The organism is Amycolatopsis sp. NPDC003676 (genome assembly GCF_053587275.1).
In genome coordinates this window covers 1-20,129 of record NZ_JBSFNS010000033.1, presented here as the reverse complement: position 1 = coordinate 20,129, position 20,129 = coordinate 1, and the positions used below count along the sequence as shown (strand labels likewise).

18 protein-coding genes are annotated in these 20,129 nt (G+C 70.6%); 5 read left to right on the top strand and 13 right to left on the bottom strand.

What is annotated here, in order from left to right:
• Nucleotides 1–107 precede the first annotated feature (107 nt).
• The 5 genes from ACWDNU_RS20785 to eccCa all read right to left on the bottom strand — a co-directional run bounded on the left by ACWDNU_RS20785 (nucleotide 108) and on the right by eccCa (nucleotide 7,476).
• Entirely contained in the window at nucleotides 108–398 is a 291-nt protein-coding gene (locus tag ACWDNU_RS20785) for a WXG100 family type VII secretion target (protein WP_116202478.1), read from the bottom strand.
• Between the two features lie 61 nt (nucleotides 399–459).
• A complete protein-coding gene (locus ACWDNU_RS20780) occupies nucleotides 460–780 on the bottom strand; it encodes a WXG100 family type VII secretion target (RefSeq protein ID WP_370932180.1) in 321 nt (106 codons plus the stop codon).
• 241 nt (nucleotides 781–1,021) lie between these two features.
• A complete protein-coding gene (locus tag ACWDNU_RS20775; protein WP_449670091.1) occupies nucleotides 1,022–1,381 on the bottom strand; it encodes a hypothetical protein in 360 nt (119 codons plus the stop codon).
• A 10-nt stretch (nucleotides 1,382–1,391) separates the two neighbouring features.
• Nucleotides 1,392–3,416, bottom strand: coding sequence for a type VII secretion-associated protein (locus ACWDNU_RS20770; RefSeq protein ID WP_370932182.1), 2,025 nt, complete (start codon nucleotides 3,414–3,416; stop codon nucleotides 1,392–1,394).
• A 43-nt stretch (nucleotides 3,417–3,459) separates the two neighbouring features.
• Entirely contained in the window at nucleotides 3,460–7,476 is a 4,017-nt protein-coding gene (gene eccCa, locus ACWDNU_RS20765) for a type VII secretion protein EccCa (protein ID WP_370932183.1), read from the bottom strand.
• Nucleotides 7,477–7,804: 328 nt separating this feature from the next.
• On the opposite strand from eccCa, the gene eccD reads away from it, so the two are divergent.
• Both eccD and ACWDNU_RS20755 read left to right on the top strand, forming a co-directional pair.
• Entirely contained in the window at nucleotides 7,805–9,205 is a 1,401-nt protein-coding gene (eccD, locus tag ACWDNU_RS20760) for a type VII secretion integral membrane protein EccD (RefSeq protein WP_370932184.1), read from the top strand.
• Between the two features lie 8 nt (nucleotides 9,206–9,213).
• Nucleotides 9,214–10,878 carry a S8 family serine peptidase gene (locus tag ACWDNU_RS20755; RefSeq protein WP_449670090.1) on the top strand — a complete coding sequence of 555 codons (1,665 nt, stop codon included), beginning with the start codon at nucleotides 9,214–9,216 and terminating at the stop codon, nucleotides 10,876–10,878.
• Nucleotides 10,879–11,014: 136 nt separating this feature from the next.
• Here the strand turns inward: ACWDNU_RS20755 and ACWDNU_RS20750 are convergent, their stop codons facing one another.
• From ACWDNU_RS20750 to eccB, 3 genes are all read right to left on the bottom strand, one after another.
• Nucleotides 11,015–12,043 (bottom strand): WXG100 family type VII secretion target, encoded by a 1,029-nt coding sequence (locus tag ACWDNU_RS20750; protein WP_370932186.1) that lies wholly within the window; start codon nucleotides 12,041–12,043, stop codon nucleotides 11,015–11,017.
• On the bottom strand, nucleotides 12,040–12,348 hold the full coding sequence (locus ACWDNU_RS20745) for a hypothetical protein (protein ID WP_449670089.1): 309 nt from the start codon (nucleotides 12,346–12,348) through the stop codon (nucleotides 12,040–12,042). The genes ACWDNU_RS20750 and ACWDNU_RS20745 overlap by 4 nt, the downstream gene beginning before the upstream one ends.
• 90 nt (nucleotides 12,349–12,438) lie before the next feature.
• A complete protein-coding gene (gene eccB, locus ACWDNU_RS20740) occupies nucleotides 12,439–13,989 on the bottom strand; it encodes a type VII secretion protein EccB (protein WP_370932188.1) in 1,551 nt (516 codons plus the stop codon).
• Nucleotides 13,990–14,515: 526 nt separating this feature from the next.
• Between eccB and ACWDNU_RS20735 the strand changes: the two genes are divergently transcribed.
• Genes ACWDNU_RS20735 through ACWDNU_RS20725 form a run of 3 tightly spaced genes read left to right on the top strand, consistent with a single transcriptional unit; the run spans nucleotide 14,516 to nucleotide 16,832 of the window.
• Nucleotides 14,516–14,875: a hypothetical protein gene (locus tag ACWDNU_RS20735; protein ID WP_449670088.1), complete on the top strand. Its 360-nt coding sequence runs from the start codon at nucleotides 14,516–14,518 to the stop codon at nucleotides 14,873–14,875.
• Entirely contained in the window at nucleotides 14,872–16,104 is a 1,233-nt protein-coding gene (gene eccE, locus ACWDNU_RS20730) for a type VII secretion protein EccE (protein ID WP_449670087.1), read from the top strand. The genes ACWDNU_RS20735 and eccE overlap by 4 nt, the downstream gene beginning before the upstream one ends.
• An 8-nt stretch (nucleotides 16,105–16,112) precedes the next feature.
• On the top strand, nucleotides 16,113–16,832 hold the full coding sequence (locus tag ACWDNU_RS20725) for a hypothetical protein (protein WP_370932190.1): 720 nt from the start codon (nucleotides 16,113–16,115) through the stop codon (nucleotides 16,830–16,832).
• A 55-nt stretch (nucleotides 16,833–16,887) separates the two neighbouring features.
• On the opposite strand, the gene ACWDNU_RS20720 is transcribed toward ACWDNU_RS20725, so the two are convergent.
• The 5 genes from ACWDNU_RS20720 to ACWDNU_RS20700 form a co-directional block, all read right to left on the bottom strand.
• A complete protein-coding gene (locus tag ACWDNU_RS20720; RefSeq protein ID WP_449670086.1) occupies nucleotides 16,888–17,310 on the bottom strand; it encodes a type II toxin-antitoxin system death-on-curing family toxin in 423 nt (140 codons plus the stop codon).
• Nucleotides 17,307–17,510 (bottom strand): CopG family transcriptional regulator, encoded by a 204-nt coding sequence (locus tag ACWDNU_RS20715; protein ID WP_370932192.1) that lies wholly within the window; start codon nucleotides 17,508–17,510, stop codon nucleotides 17,307–17,309. Before ACWDNU_RS20715 ends, ACWDNU_RS20720 begins: the two co-directional genes overlap by 4 nt.
• Nucleotides 17,511–17,569: 59 nt before the next feature.
• Nucleotides 17,570–18,406, bottom strand: a complete 837-nt coding sequence (gene truA, locus ACWDNU_RS20710) for a tRNA pseudouridine(38-40) synthase TruA (protein WP_449670085.1) — start codon at nucleotides 18,404–18,406, stop codon at nucleotides 17,570–17,572.
• 72 nt (nucleotides 18,407–18,478) lie between these two features.
• Nucleotides 18,479–19,021: a 50S ribosomal protein L17 gene (gene rplQ / locus ACWDNU_RS20705; protein WP_449670084.1), complete on the bottom strand. Its 543-nt coding sequence runs from the start codon at nucleotides 19,019–19,021 to the stop codon at nucleotides 18,479–18,481.
• Between the two features lie 42 nt (nucleotides 19,022–19,063).
• The coding region (locus ACWDNU_RS20700; RefSeq protein ID WP_449670083.1) for a DNA-directed RNA polymerase subunit alpha at nucleotides 19,064–20,129 on the bottom strand (1,066 nt) is incomplete at its 5' end.

The window sequence follows — 20,129 nt, the reverse complement described above, 5'->3', positions numbered from 1 at the left end:
CCGCGGCCGAAGAAGCCGTTCCTGATCGGCGAAAACCCTTGCCAGCACGCGAAAACGGCGGGCCGACACCCGAAGGTGTCCGGCCCGCCGTGGTTTCGGGGCTTGGCTCAGAACAGGTTCTGCACCGAGCGGTCCGTCGCCTGGTAGCCGTCCGCGATCTGCGGCAGCACGGCGGCGATCTGCGCCAGAAGCTGGGTGAACTCGTCGAACTTCTGGTCCCACTCGTTCTGGGCCTGGATGTACTGGTCCTTCGCTTCACCGCTCCAGCTGTGGGTCAGCGGGTTGAGGTCGCTCTTCAGGTTGTCGAAGAGGCTCTTCAGCTCGCTGCCGGTGGCGGTGCAGTCCTCCGCCGCGCGGTGGATCGTTCCCGGGTCTACAACAATGCGGCCGTCAGGCATGTCAAGCTCCTGTCAGAAGAATGAATGAAGATGAAGTCGAATCCGAACGGGAAAGTCCCGATCAGCCAAGAACGCCGAAGCCCTTGTTGAGCGAGTTGATGTGCTCGTGCTGCGCCGCCTCGCTCTTGGCGTACATCGAGCCACCTTCCTGGAGCAGGGTGCCGATGCGGTGCAGAGCGTCGTTGAGGCCACGACCGCAGTCGTCGAAGCGGCGCATGACGTTGTCGAAGGCACGCTGCGCGTCGCCTTCCCAGCCCGCGCGGGTCGCCTCGATGTTGGAACGCAGGTCGCCCAGGTTCTTGTTCATCCGGCCGGTCGCCTCGACGACGCGCCCCTCGGCCTGAGTGAATTCCTTCGGATCCCCGGTGAAACCGCCAGCCATGGGAGCTACCCCCTTCGTTAGTGGTTGTGCGCGCCGGCTGGTGTTTCCGGCACTGCACCTACGACGAAGACATTGCCAGTTCGGTTCACACTTGTCGCGACTTCTTCTCAAGTAGTTGCTTGCGTGAACGCCGGGGCAGGGAACCGCCCGGCAACGGCCGGGTTAACGAGCTCCGGGCACCCCCGAAAAAACCTTGTCCACCAGCGTGGTTAGCACACGCACAGCCGGTTCCCGGAATATTTCAGGAGTCCCGGCTCATGATTCGCGACTGCGAAAAGTCCTCGTCCTCTTCACTCGTCCGTGTCTGTTCGGGCGAAATCTCGGGACGAACGGGAACCGGCTCGGACACCGCGGGTTCGACGGGCATCGGCAATCCGCGGGCCGCGCGGAACCGGCGGGCGGCCCCGCGCAACGCGGACGGCGCGGGTTCCGCGGCACCGGAAAGCCGTCGCCTGCCGAACTCCTTCAGCAGTTCCCGGTTTTCGCCGCGGCGCCGTTCGCTGCGCGCGAGCGCGGTGCCCGCGACGCGCCGCGAGAAAGTGACTGCGTCCTGGCCTGCTCGGGTGAATGCCGCTGGCGCGGATTCCGGTTCGGAGGCCACGAGTGCTCCTTCAGCTGGTGATCTTCAACGTGCGCACCACCTGCTCGCACGCGGCGTCGACGCGCTGCTGCACCGCCGGCGACTGGTACTGGCAGCCGACGTGCACCCGGATCCGGCCCTGCACGAGCACATACCAGCGGACGGTAATCCGTTCGGGTTTGCTCTCGACATAGCCGATCACGCTCCGGCCACCGTAAGTCAGATCCGAGCGGAACGCAGTGTAGTTCGCGTTTCCGGTCACCCCGGATCGCAACGCATCGACGAGTTTCTGCCGGTCCGCCGTCGCGTCGTAGTCCATGACGAACTCCTGCGCGAGCACGAGATCGTTGCCCCGCTCGGCGTCCTGCGGGTGCAGGATCACCTGCCGGTCCGCGACCTCGTCGGTGGTTTGGACCCAGTCGTTCGGCGCGACGAGGCTGAAGTCGTATTGGGAGAACGAACGGCCTTGCTCGGAGTTGTTCCCGTTGCTGACGAAGTACACGACGCCGCCCGCGATCAAGGCCACGACCGCCACCGCCGCGGTGATCAGCCACAGCTTGCGCCGTTTCTTCGCCTTGCCGCCGGAACTGCTCGACGCCTCCGCGCCAGGAGCACCGGGAGCGCCGAACGCCCCATTCCCGGAACTGTTCTGCCCCAACGCGTTCTTGCCCGGTCCGGTCTGCATTGGACTCGGCGGCGCTACGGCACCGAACGGCACGCTTTGCGGCCCGCTGGCCGGATTGGCCGGTGAAAAGCCGCGCGGCGGCACCGGAGCGTTCCGCGGCGGTGCGTTCAGCGCGTTCGGCACCGGCGGCACGCGACGGGTCGGCGCGTCCCCGCGGACGATCTCGGTGCGATGGTCGGATTGCCCCGGGATCGACGAACCGGGCAGCACCCCGGTGCGGTCCGGTTCCAGCAGCACCGCCCGGAGCGCGCCGCGCGCGACGACCGTCTCCGGCTGGTCCAGGCTCGTCGGCACCACTCCGGTGCGCTCGTGCACCAGCCGGGAGATCATCGGGATCCGGCTCGAACCGCCGACGAGGAAGATCGCCGCGAGCTGCTTCGGACGCAGGCCCGAGTCCGCGATCGCGGCACTGGTCAGCTCGACCACCCGGCCGAGCGGAGCCCCGATCAGTCGTTCCAAGTCCACTCGCGTCACGTGCGCGTCCGCGAACGGCGGCGGCAACGGGACATCGGTGTACGTGTGCCGGGACAACGTCTCTTTCGCGCCGCGGACGTCCTGCCGCAGCACCCGGCGCCGTCGGCGCTCGGCCAGCTCGCGACCCTCGACCAGCTGCTGCCACGCCTGCGGATCCGTGCCGGACACGAGCGACCCGACGTGCTCCAGCAGCGCCTGGTCGATGTCGGCCCCGCCGAAACTCGGATCGCCTCGGGTGGCCAGCACCTGGAACCCGCCCCGCTGCGGAGGCGCACCCGGCGCTCGCGCGGCGCGCGCGGCCTCCGGCGACCGCTGGACGACGCTGACGTCGACCGTGCCGCCGCCGAGATCGAGCACTGCCAACGCGTCGCCAGGACGGCCGGAGAACTCGACCGTCCGGCCGCCCGGCGAAGCTTCCGGGGCGAAGGTCGCCGCGTGGTACACCGCCGCGGCGACCGGTTCCGGCACCAGCGCCACCTCGCGCGCCAGCCGCCCCGCGGCCTGGCGCAGCAGCCGGGTGCGGATCGCGCCCCAGTCCGCCGGGTGGGTGAGCACCAGCAGATCCACCTCGGCGTCGCCCGCGACGCGCCGCGCCTCGGCGACTGCCCGGTCCAGCACCGCGTGCACGACGTCGATGACCCGCAGCACCGAATCGCCGAGCAGCAGATCGCCCTCGTCGATCCGCCGCTTCGGATTCGGCTCGTACCGCGACGGGTCGACGGCCGCCTGCCGCTCGGCCTCCTGGCCGACGAACAGGGTGCCGTCGGACGCCGCGTACACCGCCGAGGACATCAGCGGCTGCCCGTCGATCACCACGACCTGCGGTTCGCGGCCGTTGACCGACACCACGACACAGGTGCTCGAGGTCCCGAAGTCGATCGCGACCCGCACCGTCACCGGGCACCCCTTCGGTCAGGCGCGCCGGCTCCTCCCCGGCCGGTCAGTCCGGCTGGATCCACGACACCTGCACGAGCTGCTTCCCGTTCTTGCGGCTCAGCATGTTGCCCCGGCCCGGCGGCATGGCGCTCGGCCGGATGTTGCCGATCAGCACGCCCTCGTCGCGGGAACCGTTCATCACCATGCCGGTGGCCGCCAGCTCCTTGAGCTTGCCGATGACTGGGTCGTACGCCGCCCGCGACGCACCACCGGTGCGCCGGACCACGATCAAGTGCAGGCCGACGTCCTTCGCCTGGGCGAGGAACTCCGACAGCGGCTTGAGCGGGTTCGTGGACTGCGTCGCCACCAGGTCGTAGTCGTCGACGATGACGAACAGCTCCGGACCGGTCCACCAGGACCGGGTCTTCAGCTGTTCCTGGGTGACGTCCGGACCCGGCAGCCGCCGCGTCATCGACCCGTGCACGTCCTGGACCATGCTGTCCAGCTGCGCCGACGACACGGCGTAGCCGAGCAGCGAATCGCCCTCGAGGAACCCGAGCATCGTGCGCCGGTAGTCGACCAGCAGGATCACGGCCTCCTGCGGCGTGTAGCGCTCGGTGATGCCGCGCGCGATCTGCCGCAGCAGGTTCGTCTTGCCGGACTCGCCGTCGGCGAACGCGAAGAAGTGCGGGTCCGCGTCGAAGTCCAGGTAGATCGGCTGCAGGTCTTCCTCGTTGACGCCGATCGGGACCAGCTTCGTGTCCCGCTTCTGGTCGATCTGCAGGACCTCTTCGTAGGTGATCATCTCCGGCAGCAGGCGCACCTGCGGAGCCACCCGGCCGCGCCACGCCCCGCGGATCTTCGCGACCGCGTCCGCGACGCCCGCCGCGACCGTCTCCGGATCGCTCGACCCGTCGATCCGCGGCAAGCCGGTGAGCAGGTGCAGCTTGTCGCGGGTGAGCCCGCGGCCCGGCCGACCGGCGGGCACGTTGACCGCGATCCGGCGGTCCATTTCGGACTCCGTCGGGTCACCGAGGCGCAGCTCGAACCGCGTGCCGAGCATGTCCTTGATCGCCGGCCGGAGGTCGGCCCACCGGTTGGCCGAGATGATCACGTGCACGCCGTACGCCAGACCCTGGGTGGCCAGCCGCGTGATCGACGTCTCCAGCTCCTCGAAGTCGTCGCGCAGCGCCCGCCAGTTGTCCACGATCAGGAACGCGTCGCCGAACGGGTCCTGCTCCGGCGTGATCTCGCCGCGGCGCTTCCGGTTGCGGAACTCCGTCATCGAGTCGACGCCCAGCGCCCCGAACCGGCCCTCGCGCTCGGTCAGCAGCGTGGTCAGCTCGGCCACGATCCGGCGGGCCTTGTCCGGCTCGCGCCGGGCCACCGCGACCCCGCCGACGTGCGGAAGGTCCGCGAGGCCGGCGAGGGTACCGCCACCGAGGTCGAGGCAGTAGAACTGCGCTTCCTCGGGGGTGTGGGTGAGCGCCATCGACATGATCAGCGTCCGGAGCATGGTCGACTTGCCCGACTGCGGGCCGCCCGCGATGACGCCGTGGCCCTGCGCACCGGAGAAGTCCGCCCACAGGAAGTCGCGCCGCTGCTCGTACGGCCGGTCGACGATGCCCATCGGCACCTGCAGCCTGCCGTTGCCGAAGAACCCGACCGGGGAAAGGCCGCGGTCGTCGGTGGGGTTGAGGTTCGGCAGCATCGTGTCGAGCGAGTTCGGCTCGTTCAACGGCGGCAGCCACACCTCGTGCGCGGGCGGGCCCTGCCCGATCAAGCGGCTGACGATGACGTCCAGCTCGCTGGGCTCGACCGCCTCTTCGGACTCCTGCTGTTTCGGAGCCTCTTCCTCGACGACCGGTTCCGGCTCGGGTTCCTTCGGCAGCTCGACGAAGTCCGGCACGAACAGCTGCGGCCGCTTGTCGGCGCGCACCACGGTCGCGGCCGGACCGGCCGCCTTGATGCCCGCGGGCCGGTACGGGCCCGAGACGTAGGAAGCCTTGAACCGCACCAGGGTCGAGGTGTCGTACTTCAGGTAACCGCCACCGGGGACCGACGGCAGTTCGAACGCGTCCGGCACGCCGATCGCCGCGCGGGATTCCGCCGCGGAGAACGTCTTGAGGCCGATCCGGTAGGACAGGTGCGAGTCGAGACCGCGCAGCTTGCCCTCTTCCAGCCGCTGCGACGCGAGCAGCATGTGCATCTGCAGCGACCGGCCCAGCCGGCCGATGGCGACGAACAGGTCGATGAAGTCCGGCTTCGCCGCCAGCAGCTCGGAGAACTCGTCACAGACGATGAACAGCGCGGGCAGCGGGTCGAGGTCGGCGCCGTTCTCGCGGGCCTTCTCGTATTCCCAGACGTTCTTGAAGTTGCCGCCGTTCTTCAGCGCTTCCTGGCGGCGGTTCATCTCGCCGGCCAGCGCGTCCTTCATGCGGTCGACCAGCGTGACCTCGTCCGCGAGGTTGGTGATGACCGCGGACACGTGCGGGGCCTTGTCCAGACCCAGGAACGTCGCACCGCCCTTGAAGTCGACGAGGACGAAGTTCAGCGTGCTCGACGAGTGCGTGGCCAGCATGCCCAGCACCAGCGTGCGGAGGAACTCCGACTTACCGGAACCGGTCGCGCCGATGCACAGGCCGTGCGGGCCCATGCCCTCCGCCGCGGCTTCCTTGATGTCCAGCTCCACCGGCTGGCCGTACTCGCCGACGCCGAACGGGACGCGGTAGCGGTCGCGGATCGGCCGGGGCCGCCACGCCTGCTGGACGTCGAACGTCATCGGGTCGCCGGGGATGCCGAGCAGCTCCAGCAGAGAGGGGTTGGACAGCAGCGGCTCTTCGTCGCTGACGTCCTGCCCGCCGCCCCCGCCGACGCGGTACGGCGCGAGAAGCCGGGCCAGCGCCTCGACCTCCACCACCGACAGCGAGTCCGGACGGCCGAACCATTCGACCCCGCCCGCGCTGCGCGCGCCGAGCCGCTCCTCCTCGACCACGAGCCGCAGGCCGCGCCGCGCGGCGAGGTTGCCGACCGAATCGGAAAGGTCGACCAGGGTGACGCCGACCAGGCCCTCCTCGAGGATGATCTGCTCCTCGCGGGTGACCTCGGCGTCGTCGATGATGATCACGACGTGCGGCTGGTCCGGAGCGGGCGTCGCGTTGCGGGAGAACCGCTGCCGGTCGCGCAGCTCCTCGTCCAGCCAGTCTTCGATCTGCTTGAGCGAACCGGCCATCATGCGCAGCTGGCCGATGCCGTCCGACAGCGTCGGGTGCTGGGTGTGCGGGAGCCACTTGGCCCACTCCCACTCCTCCTTCGCCCGGCCCGCGGTGGCGACCGCGATCATCACGTCGTCCGGGCTGTGGAAAGCCACCAGCTGGGCCAGCATCGCGCGGGTCAGCGCGCGGGTGCGGTGCCGCTCGCCCTGCATGCTGACCGCCGCGAACCCGCGGAGGGTGATCTGGGTGGGCAGGTCGGGCACGATCGAGTGCGCGCGCACGAACCGGCGCAGCGCGAGGGTGGCGATCGGCTCCAGTTCGTCCACCGGGCCGGTCTGGGGCGGGACCAGCCGGGTGGCGAGGCGGTGCGAGCTGCGGCCGACGCGCAGGTGCAGGAAGTCCTGGTCGTTCTGCCTGCGCTCCCACATCCGGCGGCTCGCCGCGAGCGACCACAGCGACTGCGGGTCCGGGTGCACCCATTCGAGGGCGGCGCGCTGGTCGACCATCGCCTCGCGGGCGCGGTCGCGCATCTGGCCGAGGTACCGCAGGTAGTCCTTGCGGTCCTCGTCCATCTCGGCCTTCTTCTGGCCGCCGCCCTTTCCGCCGCCTCCGGCGAGCATGCCGACGGTGCCCATCAGCATCATGCCGCTCATCATGATCGTGGTCGGGTTTTTCGCGCCGCCCGCCGTGAACATGAAAACCATCATCCCGAGCGACGCGAAGATCATCACGCCCGGAATCGCCTTGGCGACAATGCTTCCCGGGATCGTGCGGGGCACTTCGGGCGGCGGCTCGAGATGCACCTCGCCGCCGGGCGGGCGCGGCGCGGCCAGCCGCGGCGACTTCTTGAACTGCAGCGTGCTCATCTCGAAGGACCCCTCTATTCCTGCTCGACGCCTGCACCCGGGTGCGCGGGACAACCTATCGAACGTCGCCCCGGAAATCCGGCCAACTCCAGGATCGGCATCTCGCACCCCCTCCGCGGGCCCCTGGCGGGGCCCGTCCTCCCAGTGCGCCCGAGTGTAAGGACCACCACCGACAGTAAACGGACCAGGCGGGGGAACCGACTGGTCGGACTGGTCTAAACGGGCCGGTACGGGTATTTTCGCCGACGATTTGCGGACACGCGCTGAAACCTGTCACCAGGTTCGGTATAAGTTCCCCCGGGAGCTGTCTTTCAGAGCGGGGGATCTAGTGGCAACGGGCACGACGGTATTCAGCAGGGTCACGGTGGTCGCACCGACGACACGCATCGACGTCGCGCTTCCGGCCGACGTGGCGGTGGCCGACCTGCTGCCCATGCTTCTGGAGATGGCCAAGGAGGTCACTCCGGACGGCGGGGCCCGGCACGGCGGGTGGGCGCTGGCCAAGCTCGGCGACGCGCCGCTCGACCCGAGCCGGACGCTCGCGTCCCTCGGCGTGGTCGACGGCGAGCTGCTGCAGCTGCGCAAGCGCAACGAGAACCCGCCGCCGCCGATGTACGACGACGTGGTCGACGCCATCGCGGAGTCCGACCCGGACACCTTCCGCCCGTGGACGAAGGAGACCGCGCGCCGCTTCGGCCACGTCGCGGGCGGGCTCGCCCTCTTCTTCTCCGCGCTGGCACTGTTCTTCAGCGGCTCCCTCTACGGCGGTTCCTCGCTCGGCCCGGCGATCGCCGGCGGCCTCGGCGCGATCGCCTGCGTCGCGGTCGGAGCCACGCTCGCCAAGGCCTACCAGGCCGAGGCCACCGGCGTGCTGATCGCCTCCGCGGGCGGCCTCCCGCTGGCGTTCGTGAGCGGGTTCTACATCGTGCCGGGGCTGTCCGTCCGGGCAAACCTTCTGCTCGGCGCGGTGCTGGTGCTGATCGTCTCGGCGGTCTGCATCCTCGTGGTCGGCGCGGGCATCCGGGTGTTCATCGCCACCGCCACCGCCGGCGTGTTCGGCTCGCTCGCCTTCCTCATCGCGACGCTCGTGACCAGCGCCGGCACCGCGGCGGTCGCGGCTGGCACGGTCGCCGTCGCGCTGGGCTGCATCTCCTTCCTGCCGCGCGCCACCATCTGGCTCGCCAAGCTGCCGCTGCCGTACGTGCCGAGCACCGCCGAAGAGCTGAAGGAAGACACCGGCTTCCCGGACTACAAGGCGATCGAGCAGCGCACCGCGGTCGCGCACGACTACATGACCGGCCTGATGATCGGCTGCGGCGCCACCACGGCGGTCGCGGCGGTCCTCGCGGCCACCGCGCCGAACGTCTTCGGCATCATCCTCGGCGTCGTCGCCACGCTGGTCCTGCTGCTGCGCGCCCGTGCCTACGCCAACGGCGCGCAGGCCATCGCGCTGCTCACCACCGGCATGGTCGCCGCGGCGGGCATCCTGCTCGGCTGGCTGTTCTTCTCCGCCACCGCCGAGCAGCGGCTGCTGTACGTCTTCGGCGCGCTGATCCTGATCGCCGCGGCCGCCCTCGTGGTCGGCGTGGTCTTCCCGGACCAGCGTTTCTCGCCGCCGCTGCGGCGCACGGTGGAGATCATCGAGGCGATCTGCATCGCCGTGGTGCTGCCGCTCGCTCTCGGCGTGATGGACCTCTACTCGACGCTGCGCCACCTCAACCTCAAGTGAGCCGCGCGATGGGCTCCCCTCGTTCCTTCCCCCGCAGGCTCGGCCTCCCGGGCCGCGCCGGGGTGGCGCTGTTCGCGGCCGGGCTCGGGCTGCTGTCCCCGTTCGCCGCCGCTCCGGCAGCGGCGCAGACGGCGAACGCGCCCGCGGGCACCTGGGCCACTCCGCCGCCGCTGGGTCCCGGCGACTCGCCGCCCGCCGACAGCCACGGCCCGGACAAGCCGTACAAGAAAAAGAACGACTGCGTGCAGCGCAGTCTCGGGCAGAACGTCGAGATCAACTTCCGCCCGTGGGGCCAGGACTACCTGCAGCTGTCGAAGGCGCAGGAGATCGTCCGCGCGGCGAAGGGATCGGTCGGGGGCGACCAGAAGGTCGCCGTGATCGACACCGGCGTCACGCCGCATCCGTGGTTCCAGGGCCGGGTGGAAAGCGGCGGGGACTACGTGGCGAAGCCGGACAACGGCGCGGCGGACGGCCTGCAGGACTGCGACGGCCACGGCACCGAGGTCGCCGGGATCATCGCGGGCAACCCGCAGGACCCGAAGGTCGGCTTCATCGGCGTGGCCCCGGACGCGCACATCGTGTCCTACCGGCAGTTGAGCGAGAATTACGCCAAGGACGACAGCCCGCAGCAGCCCTCGGCTCCCCCGTCCGGCGGCACCGGCCAGCCGCCCGCGGGCAGCAGCAACAGCGCGCAGCCCCCGGCTGGCAGCAGCAACAGCCAGCTGCCCCCGTCTTCGGGCGGCGGCACCGGCAGCGGTAGCGGCACGGCGCCCCAGCAGGACAACAAGGGCGACAACCGGCAGCTGGCGAAGGAAGGCACCGCGGGCACGCTCAACACGCTCGCGCAGATCATCCGCGGCATCGCCGACCGCGGCGGGATCGGCGTGATCAACATGTCGGTCGACCACTGCCGCGCGGGCACCGCGCCCGGCGACATCCAGGAGGGCGAACGCCTCGTCCAGGCCGCGGTGCACTACGCGGCCGAGCGGGACATCGTGGTCGTCGCGGCGGCGGGCAACGTCTCGGAAAACTGCCCGCAGAACGACCAGGCCGACCCGAACAAGCCGAAGTCGGTCGTCACGCCGCCTTGGTTCTCCGACGACGTGCTGTCCGTCGGCGCCATCCAGGAGGACGGCGGCATCGCGCCGTTCAGCGTGCACGGCCCGTGGGTCGGCGTCGCCGCGCCGGGCACCAAGATCGTGTCGCTCGACCCGGCGGAGCACTCGACCGGACTGGCGAACCTGACCATCGCGAACGGCTCCCCGTCGCCGATCCAGGGCACCAGCTTCGCCGCGCCGTACGTGGCGGGCGTTGCCGCGTTGGTCCGCTCGATGTACCCGCAAATGAACGCGCGCGACGTGGTCAAGCGGCTCAAGGCGACCGCGCAGCATCCGGCCGCTCCGGGCGGGCGGGACAACTTCGTCGGCTACGGCGTGATCGACCCGGTGGCCGCGCTCACCGCGAACCTGCCCGGCGACACCGGAAACCTCGCGCTGCCGAAGCCGGTGGTGCAGGAGGCCAAGCTGCCGCCTGCCGACGGCATCAGCTCGACCCCGATGATCGTCGCGCTCGCGGGCACTGGCGGCGGGGTGGCGGCGCTGCTGATCACACTGTTCGTGGTGCACACGATCCGGCGGAACCGGTCCCGGTCCGGGTCTCCGCCGACTCGATAACTCAGGCACGAAAAGGGCCGCTTCCCGCGATCATCGCGAGGAGCGGCCCTTTTGTTTGTCCAAAGTGGAGAGCGCCCGGTTCCAGGCCCGGAAAAGGCCGCTGGCCGCGGTTGTCGCGGCTAGCGGCCTTCCGGGGTCACTTTCCGGGTTTCGGCGGCTTCCCGTCCTTCTCCGGCCGTCGCGCGGGCGGGTCCTGGCCGATCACCGGCGGAGTCACCTGTGCGGGTTCGCCGAAGATCTCGGACGTCTTCGCCGCCGTGCGCTGCCTCGGCTTGTGCTGCGAGCTTCCGCCGCCACCGCCTCCGCCGCCCATTCCGGCGAAGCCCATCATCGGCATCATCGACGTGCCGGAGCCCTGGTTCGCCGCAGCGGACTGCGGGGCCGGGGCGACCGGCTCGACCGGCGGGATGCCCGCCTGGCCTTGCTCCAGCCGCGGATCGGCGGCGGTTTCCTTGCCGTGGTGGGAAGTCTCCGCGGCGGACGGGCTCACCGAATCGTCCGAAGAGGACGCGGAAGAGGCCACTGTGGACTCTCCGGTCGCCGGACTGGTCGCGGCGCCCGCGGGCCCGTCAGCGTCGTGCAGCCGGAACTGCTCCGCCGGATAGTGGTGCCGCAGCTCGATGCTCGACGGGCTCCCCGCCGGAGCGTCCACCCCGGCGCACAACCGGCCGAACTCGCGCAGCACGTCCTCCGCCGCCTCGTGCAAGGACTTCAGCGACTGCTCGGTGTCCCGCATCTGCGAACGCGCCCGCGAAGCGCCGCCGCTGGGCAGCATCGCCGATTCGGACAGCAGGTCGGCGGCGTCGACCAGCACCTCCTCCGCCGCGCCCGCGATCTTGCGCAGCGATTCGGTGAGCTGGTCGAGCGAACCGGCGAGCGCGTCGAGGGCGTCCTCCGCCCCCTCGCTCGCGGCGCGAATTTCGCCGAGGTAGGCGACAAACGCGTCCGCGTCGGGCCCTGTCCACGACGCATCGATCCGGCCGAGATCCTCCGCGAGGTCCTTGGACACCCTGGCCGCGGTGCGGGCCGCGGCGCGCAGGCTCTCGGCCTCCGCGTCCAGTTCCGCCCAGCGGCCGGTGAGCGGCTGGTAGTAGGCGGCGACCGGATCGGTGACGCCCAGCTCGCGGGCGAGCTCGGTCACGTACGCCAGAGACGGCTCGGTCACGAGATCCTCCCGGCGCGCTCGATCCGCTCGGCCGCGTCGGCGTCCCGCTCGGCGTGGCCGGTGGTGAGCTGCTCCAGCGCCGCGATGACCGACCGCAGCGCGGCCACCCCGGCGGTGAGCTGGCCGCGCAACGCTTGCGACGCCTGTGCGTACGACTCCGGCACGCCCAGCCGCCCAGCCGCCTCGCCGTACGCCTCGGCGGTGGTCGCTCTCGCGCCGACCTCGCCCGCGGCGGTCTCCAGTTCGTCGGCCGCCCGCGCGACTTTCGCCGCGTAGCCGCCGACGACCGCGCCGTCGATCCGCACGGCGCTTGTTCCCGGACTGCTTCCCGGCGCTGCCACGTTCAACCCTCCGCTCACCCGGCTATGTCCGAGTGTGACGGACGGAACCCGCGCTCAGTTCCCCGCGGGTTGCTGCTGTCCGGCCGCCTGCGGCTTGTACGAGCCCGCGTTCGGGTCGATCGGCACCGAATCGAACTGCTTCATGACGTTCTGCACGTTCAGCGACGCCCCGGTCGGCAGCAGCCCGATGATCGATTCCGGAGCGGGAAGCCGGTTGTTGAGCCCCAGCTCGTCCGCGGTCGCGGCGTCCGGGACGCCGTAGCGGATGCCGCGGTCGGAGATCAGCTGGATCGGGCCCTTGTTGAAGGTCGCGCTGGTCTCGGTGGCCGACTGCACCACCGCGCCGTACCCGGTCGGCATGTAGAAGCCGGTGATCGGCACGCCGTTCGGACCGGTGTTGCTGACGCTGATGATCTTCGAGGTGCCGTCGGCGTTCTTCTCCACCGGGATCTGCTTGTTGATGTAGACCGAGGTGTGCGCCTGGCTGTGGTCGGCGTTGAGCGACCAGCCGAGGCACGCCACCGGCGTCTGGACGGCGTCGAGAACGCTCGGGACGATCTGCGGGTAGGTGTCGACCCGCACGTAGCCGGCGTCGCCCGGCTGCAGCACCTTGACGTTGTTGATCTTGTCGAGGCCCAGCGTCGGCGTGGTGGCCGTGCCGCCGCTCTTCGCCGTGCGGACGATGTCCGCGACCGCGGGCGACACCTTCTGGATGCCGTTCTTCGCGATGAGCCAGAACTCCTGCGCGCCGCCGGTCGGCTGGGTCGAGAAGACGTTGCCGACGGTCAGGCCGTCGAAGCTGCTCGACGGCGTGGAACCCTCGTCGGCCACCGGCGGCGGGATCAGCTTGGTGACCTCGGGGATCGCGTTCAGCAAAGCCTGCGACACCTTGCGCGACTTCGTCGGCAGATGCAGCGCGGACCGCACCGGGTCGTTGGAGCCGGACGGCACCTCGGCACGCACGGTGTTCGCGTTCGACCGGTAGATGAGGTAGGTCTTGCCGTTCCCGGCGTCGCCGAGCAGCGCCTGGTTCTGCTGCAGTTCGCTGCCCAGCTTGTCGATGCCGGCGATCACGTCGGTGTTGGTCTTGTTGACCGAATCCGGCTGCGGCAGCGACTGGTCGAGCACGACCTCGTCGCAGACCGCCCAATTGGGGGTAATCCGCTGGTCCGCCGACGGCAGCAGCTGCGGCCCGTCCGGAATGCCGGTGAGCTTCTCGCGCGGCATGTTCTTCAACTGTTCATCAGAGACGACAGTCGGGTTCTTCACATCGGCCGCCTGCTGCTGGCCGCCCTGGCCGCCGCCCGGCTGTCCCTGGCTGCTCTGCTGCTTCTGCGCCATGAGGATCAGCCGCGCCGACGCGAGGTTGAAGGTAGGAATCAGTCGCGACGGGTTTCCCGTGACGACATACACGGTGCCGGACTGCTCGCCGATCACGATGTTGTCCGACTGCGGCACCGCGGGCGCGGGGCTCAACAGGCCCCACAGCACGAAAACGACGGCGCCCAGCACGCCGAGGATGACGCCGACCGCGGTGGCGCGCCCGTGCGAGCGCATCGGGTCGTGCAACATCACCGCATCACGGCGGACCAGCGCGGACTGCATCCTGCGCAGGACGAACTTGTATGCCTGAACCTGAGACTTAGTCGTGGGTGTTGATGGCATTCTCGACCTACAGTCCTCCCCGTCGCGGTACGGTTCCGCAGGATAGCCGTACGGGGACCGTCTGGTGTGGGGTTTCTACCAACTCCGGTTAGGGTCAGGCATCCCGGGACCGGCTTTCCGGGTACGCAGCACTCACGAGGGGAAGAGAACGCGCGGATGTCCGTCAGCACGCCTCCACGTCCGCCTGGTCCGCAGGGACCGCCACCGCCGCCCGGGGGACGTCCCCCGGGTCCGCCGCAGCGGCCCGGCAGAACCGGCGGACCCGGTGCGGCTCCCGGCGGCCCCGGAATGCCCCCTCGCACTCCCGCTCCCGGCGGTCCCGGTGGTCCCGGCGGACCTGGCGGCCCCGGACGGCCCGGCGGACCGGTCACTCCCGGACCCGGCGTTCCCAAGCCCGGCGCGCCCGGACCCAAGCCTGGCGGTCCCGCTGGACCCGGCGGCCCGGGCGGGCCCAAGCCTGGTCCTGGTGGTCCCAAGCCCGGCGGTCCCGCGGGTCCTGGCGGACCGGGCGGTCCCGGTGGCCCAGGCGGACCTGGCGGTCCCACCGGCCCGCGTACTGGACGTCCTGGCGGCGGCGGGCCCGGCGGTCCGCGCCCGGGCGGTCCCGGCGGCAACGGTCCCGGCGGACCTGGTGGCCCCGGAGGACCCGGCGGCGGCGGCCCCGGTGGTCCGGGCGGCCCTGGCGGCGGCGGTCCCGGCGGTCCGGGCGGTCCCGGCGGCGGCGGACCTGGTGGTCCCGGCGGCCCTGGCGGCCCGAGCGGCGGCGGCCCGGAAAGCAGCGAACCCGCACCGACCGGCGGCGGCACCGCGACCGCGCTCCGGATGACTCCGCCCTCGCGGCGGCGCTCGGGCGGCATTTCGCTCGGCCCGCTGCCGGTGGTCAACCTCGTCGTGCTGGAAGTCGGCGTCGCGATCGGGCTCGTGCTGCTCGCGATCAACATGCAGCTCAAGTACGTCGCGATCGGCGTCGCGGCGCTCGGCCTGATCTTCGCGTTCCTGCGCGTCGGCGGGCGCTGGTTCACCCAGTGGCTCGCGCTGACGCTGCGGTACCGGTTCCGCTCGCACGGCCGGGTGGCGACCCCTCCGCCGCCGACCAGCATCGAGGAACTCGCCGAGGAAAGCGCCGTCACCGGCCCGGAGGACGCGCGGGTCAGCCTGCTGCGGCTGGCCGTGCCGGACCTCGTGGTGGCGCACGCCGTCGACCACGAACGGCAGGAAGTCGGCATCGCCTGGAACGACGGCACCTGGACCGCGGTCCTGCTCGTCGAGCCGATGCCGGCGATGATCTCCCAGGCCGGCGGCGCGCCCAGCCTTCCGCTGTCCGCGCTCGCGCCGTGCCTGGAAGACCGCGGCGTGCTGCTGGATTCCATCCAGATGATCTGGCACAGCTACCCGGGTTCGGCCGCGATGCCCGCGGACGCCCCGGCGCTCAGCTCCTATCTCGAGGTGCTCGGCCCGCTGCCCGCGGCCGCCCGGCGGACGACGTGGATCGCGGTCCGGCTCGACCCGCGGCGCTGCCCGGAGGCGATCCGGGAACGCGGCGGCGGCGTCGTCGGCGCGCACCGCGCGATGATCGGCGCCCTGTCGCGGGTGCGGAACGCGCTGGAATCCCAGGGCGTGCCGACCCGGCCGCTCGACCCGGACGAGTTGTTGCGCGCCAGCATTTCCGCGGCCGAACTCACCGCGGTCGCGGGTTCGAACGAGAAGGTCAGCCTGCAGGAGAGCTGGACCGGCGTCACCGCGGCCGGCATCGGGCACTCCAGCTACGCGATCACCGGCTGGCCCAAGGGCAAGATCAGCGGCAGCCTCAACGGGCTCACCAGCGTGCGCGCGCTGTCCGCGACGGTCGCCATGGCGATCTCGCCGTCCGCCGACGAGGGCCGCATCGGCCTGCGCGGCGTGGTGCGGCTCAGCGCCCGCAACCCGCGTGAGCTGGACGCGGCCGACCAGCGGCTGCAGAGCATCGCGGAGCGGCTGGACGTCGACCTGACCCCGCTGAAGGGCATGCAGATCTCGGCGTTCTCCGCGACGCTGCCGATCGGAGGGACGGCATGAGTAGCGGCATGAGTGCCCGAGTTCGCGACGCAGGGCAGAACGCGGGCGTCGCCCCGGAGTTCACGGTCGATCCGGCGATGCTCGACGCGATCAGCCCGTCCGGCGACCGCGGCGGCGTCGTCCTCGGCTCCGGCCTCAAGGGCGAACCGTTGACGGTGTCGGCACTGCGCTCGCAGCCGACCCGCATCGTGCTCGTCGGCGGCCTCTACCTGGCCCGCCAGGTCGCGATGCGCGCCTTGGCGACGGGTGCCTGGGTGGTCGTGGCCACCGGACGTCCCGCGGCGTGGCAGGTGCTGCAGCAGGCCGCCGGAAGCCGGGACGGACGTCCGTCGCCGCTGGTGCAGATCCGCCGGCTCTCCCCGGTCGAGCTGCCGCGCCCGTCCGAGGACGCCCCGCTGCTCGTGGTCACCGACGGCGGCCCGACCCCGCAGGACCTGTTCCCGCCCCGGTCGCCGTGGCAGACCACGGTGTACGTGCTGCCGTACCTGCACCCGCAGGCAGGCACCACGGCCAACGCGGCGGACCTCGTTCTGATGCAGCGACTGCCCGCCGGGCAGGCTGAATTGGCCGCCCGCATCTGGCGCCTGCCGCCGCAGATGATGCGACAGCTGACCACACTGAAGGACGACCAGGTCGTCGCGCTGGGCACGAACCTGTGGCGTCCGCTGCGGCTGGTCACGACGCAGAAGGAACAGCAGCTGCTCGGCCCGGTCCGCCGGGGCGACTGAGCACCGCCAGAACAGCGAAAGGCCTCCTTGCCGGAATCCCGGCGAGGAGGCCTTTTCACATTTTGCGGTGTTCGGCCTCGGTCAAGACCTTCACGTTCGGCGGGAGGTCGATGGCGCTGGCCCATTCCGCCAGCCGCTCAGCCACCGCCTGATACGGCAACGTTCCCGTCGCGGTCGCGATCACCAGGTCGTACGCATCGTCCTCCGGCGCGTCCAGGTCGTAGCCGTTGAGCCCGTAGAAGACGTACACCGACATCCAGCCAAGGCGCTTGTTGCCGTCGATCAGCGGGTGGTTGCGAACGATGGATTCCAGCAGCACCGCGGCTTTCTCGTGCAGGTCCGGATAAGCGTCCTGCCCCATCAGCGAGGACTGCGGCCGGTGCGCCGCCGCGTCGAGCAAGCCCAGATCGCGCACCCGGGGCACGCCGAGATCCGCCGACAGCGTGAGCAGATCGTCGAGCGTCAGGTAGTCGATCACTGCGCCAGGCGATCGAGCAGGGAGGCGTAGCGGGCGCGGCCTTCGCTGGAAAGGTCGCGAACCCGGTCGTCCCGGACCCGGCGGGCCGCGGCGTCCGCGATCGCCCGCACCACCGCTTCGTGCTTGCTCACGCCGTCGGTCTCGGCAAGCAACGCGAGCGCACGCTCCATCTCGTCGTTCAACCGCAAAGTCATCGCCATGAGGTTGATGATACCACTCTGGTATCATCAGGGACCTGCTCTTTTACCGCCTGCCCGGCCTAAAGCTCGGTCGACGACCGCACATTCCGCGTCTGCTCCGCGCGCGCGGCCAGCAGCTCGTCCGGCGGGTAATCCACCGCCGTCAACGTCAATCCGTGTGCCGGAGCGACCGCGCTGTCCCGCGTCCCGCTCGCCAGAACCTCGCCCGGCCACCCGGTTCCGCGCCGCCCGTCCCCCACGAGCAGCAACACCCCGACCAGGCTGCGGACCATCGAATGGCAGAACGCGTCCGCGCTGACCCGGACTTCCAGCAGATGCTCGTCGATCCGCGTCCACTCCAGCCGCTGCAGCTCGCGGATCGTCGTGCCGCCCTCGCGCTGTTTGCAGTACGCCGCGAAGTCCTGCAGTCCCAGCAATTCCGCAGCGGCAGCGTTCATCCGCTCTGTCGACAGTGGACGACCCCAAGCCAGGGTGTCGTTGCGGCGCAAGGGATCGACGCCCCACGGGGCATCTGAGACGCGATAGCGGTAGTGCCTGCGGATGGCCGAGAACCGGGCGTCAAAACCGTCCGGGGCCACGCGGGCGTCCAGAACCCGCGCGTCGGCGGGCAAAAGCTTGTTCCAGCGGCCGCGCATCCGCGTCAGATCCGGGATTCCCTTTTCGTCCACGGGAATCCGGCCCGGCGCACCAGGCGCGAACGGGACGACGTCGACATGCACGACCTGCCCCGTCGCATGCACCCCGGCGTCCGTACGGCCAGCGACGACCACGGACTTCGGCACCGACTCCCCCGGCGGCTGACGCTGCAGCGCCTGCTCCAGTTCGGCCTGCACGGTGCGGCGGCCGGGCTGGCGGGCCCAGCCGGAGAAATCCGTGCCGTCGTAACTCACGTCCAAACGCAGACGAACGAGCCCGCCCTCCCCGTGGGGAGCGGCGGGCTCGTCCGATGTAGACAGTGCCGGCAGGACTCAGTCCTTCTTGGCGTCCGCGTCGCCCGAGGCAGCAGCCTCGTCCGCGGCGGGAGCCTCTTCGGCAGCCGGGACCTCTTCGGTCGCGGCGGGAGCCTCAGCGGCTTCCTCGACGACCGGAGCGGCGGCGACCTCGTCCTTGGCGAACTTGGTGCCGCGGGCCCGCTCGGCCTCAGAGGTCACGGTCTTCTCCGCGACCAGTTCGATGACGGCCATGGCGGCGTTGTCGCCCTTGCGCGGCATCGTCTTGGTGATGCGGGTGTAACCGCCGGCGCGCTCAGCGAAGTGCGGGCCGATCTCGGCGAACAGCTTGTGCACGACGTCCTTGTCCCGGACGACCTTCTGCACCAGGCGACGGTTGTGCAGGTCGCCCCGCTTCGCCTTGGTGATCAGCTTCTCGGCCAGCGGGCGGACCCGCTTGGCCTTGGCCTCGGTCGTCGTGATCTTGCCGTGCTCGAACAGCTGAGTGGCCAGGTTGGCCAGGATCAGCCGCTCGTGCGCGGCAGACCCGCCGAGCCGGGCTCCCTTGGTAGGGGTGGGCATGACTTTCTCCTAGTTCAGCTCACAGCGTCCGGGCACGAGGCCTCAGAGCTGCTCGGTCTCTGCGTAGTCCTGGCCATCGTCGTGGCCGTCGTCCGAAATCCCGCCGCCGATGCCGGCGACCCCTTCCGACCAGCCTTCGCCGTCGTAGCTGGTGGCAGCCGCGGACGGGTCGAACCCGGGCGGGCTGTCCTTCAGCGCGAGGCCGAGGCCGACGAGCTTCAGCTTGACCTCGTCGATCGACTTGGCGCCGAAGTTCCGGATGTCGAGAAGGTCCGCCTCGCTGCGCGAGACCAGCTCGCCAACGGTGTGGATGCCTTCGCGCTTCAGGCAGTTGTACGACCGGACGGTGAGGTCCAGGTCCTCGATCGGCATCGCGTAGGCGGCGATGGTGTCCGCCTCCTGCGGCGACGGGCCGATCTCGATGCCCTCGGCGTCGACGTTCAGCTCGCGAGCGAGACCGAACAGCTCCACCAGCGTCTTGCCCGCCGAGGCCACCGCGTCGCGCGCGGTGATCGACGGCTTGGTCTCGACGTCCAGGATCAGCTTGTCGAAGTCGGTGCGCTGCTCGACACGGGTGGCCTCGACCTTGTAGGTCACCTTCAGCACCGGCGAGTAGATCGAGTCGACCGGGATCCGGCCGATCTCCGCGCCCGCCTGCTTGTTCTGCAGGGCCGGAACGTAACCGCGGCCGCGCTCGACGACGAGCTCGATCTCGAGCTTGCCCTTGCCGTTCAGCGACGCGATGTGCAGATCCGGGTTGTGCACGGTGACGCCCGCGGGCGGCACGATGTCGGCAGCCGTGACCTCACCCGGGCCCTGCTTGCGCAGGTACATGGTGACCGGCTCGTCCTCTTCCGAGGACACGACCAGTTCCTTCAGGTTCAGGATGATGTCGGTGACGTCTTCCTTCACCCCGGGAACGGTGGTGAATTCGTGCAGCACGCCGTCGATGCGGATGCTCGTCACGGCCGCGCCCGGGATGGACGACAGCAGCGTGCGCCGCAGCGAGTTGCCGAGCGTGTAGCCGAAGCCGGGCTCCAGCGGTTCGATGGTGAACCGGGAGCGGGTCTCGTTGACCGTCTCTTCGCCGAGAGCCGGCCGCTGGGAA

What these genes read in the sequence shown, in the direction of transcription:
- ACWDNU_RS20785 (WP_116202478.1), bottom strand. Translation starts at nt 398, where the DNA reads ATGCCTGACGGCCGCATTGTTGTAGACCCGGGAACGATCCACCGCGCG.
- ACWDNU_RS20780 (WP_370932180.1), bottom strand. Translation starts at nt 780, where the DNA reads ATGGCTGGCGGTTTCACCGGGGATCCGAAGGAATTCACTCAGGCCGAG.
- eccCa (WP_370932183.1), bottom strand. Translation starts at nt 7,476, where the DNA reads ATGAGCACGCTGCAGTTCAAGAAGTCGCCGCGGCTGGCCGCGCCGCGC.
- ACWDNU_RS20755 (WP_449670090.1), top strand. Translation starts at nt 9,214, where the DNA reads ATGGGCTCCCCTCGTTCCTTCCCCCGCAGGCTCGGCCTCCCGGGCCGC.
- eccB (WP_370932188.1), bottom strand. Translation starts at nt 13,989, where the DNA reads ATGCAGTCCGCGCTGGTCCGCCGTGATGCGGTGATGTTGCACGACCCG.
- eccE (WP_449670087.1), top strand. Translation starts at nt 14,872, where the DNA reads ATGACTCCGCCCTCGCGGCGGCGCTCGGGCGGCATTTCGCTCGGCCCG.
- ACWDNU_RS20725 (WP_370932190.1), top strand. Translation starts at nt 16,113, where the DNA reads ATGAGTGCCCGAGTTCGCGACGCAGGGCAGAACGCGGGCGTCGCCCCG.
- ACWDNU_RS20715 (WP_370932192.1), bottom strand. Translation starts at nt 17,510, where the DNA reads ATGGCGATGACTTTGCGGTTGAACGACGAGATGGAGCGTGCGCTCGCG.
- rplQ (WP_449670084.1), bottom strand. Translation starts at nt 19,021, where the DNA reads ATGCCCACCCCTACCAAGGGAGCCCGGCTCGGCGGGTCTGCCGCGCAC.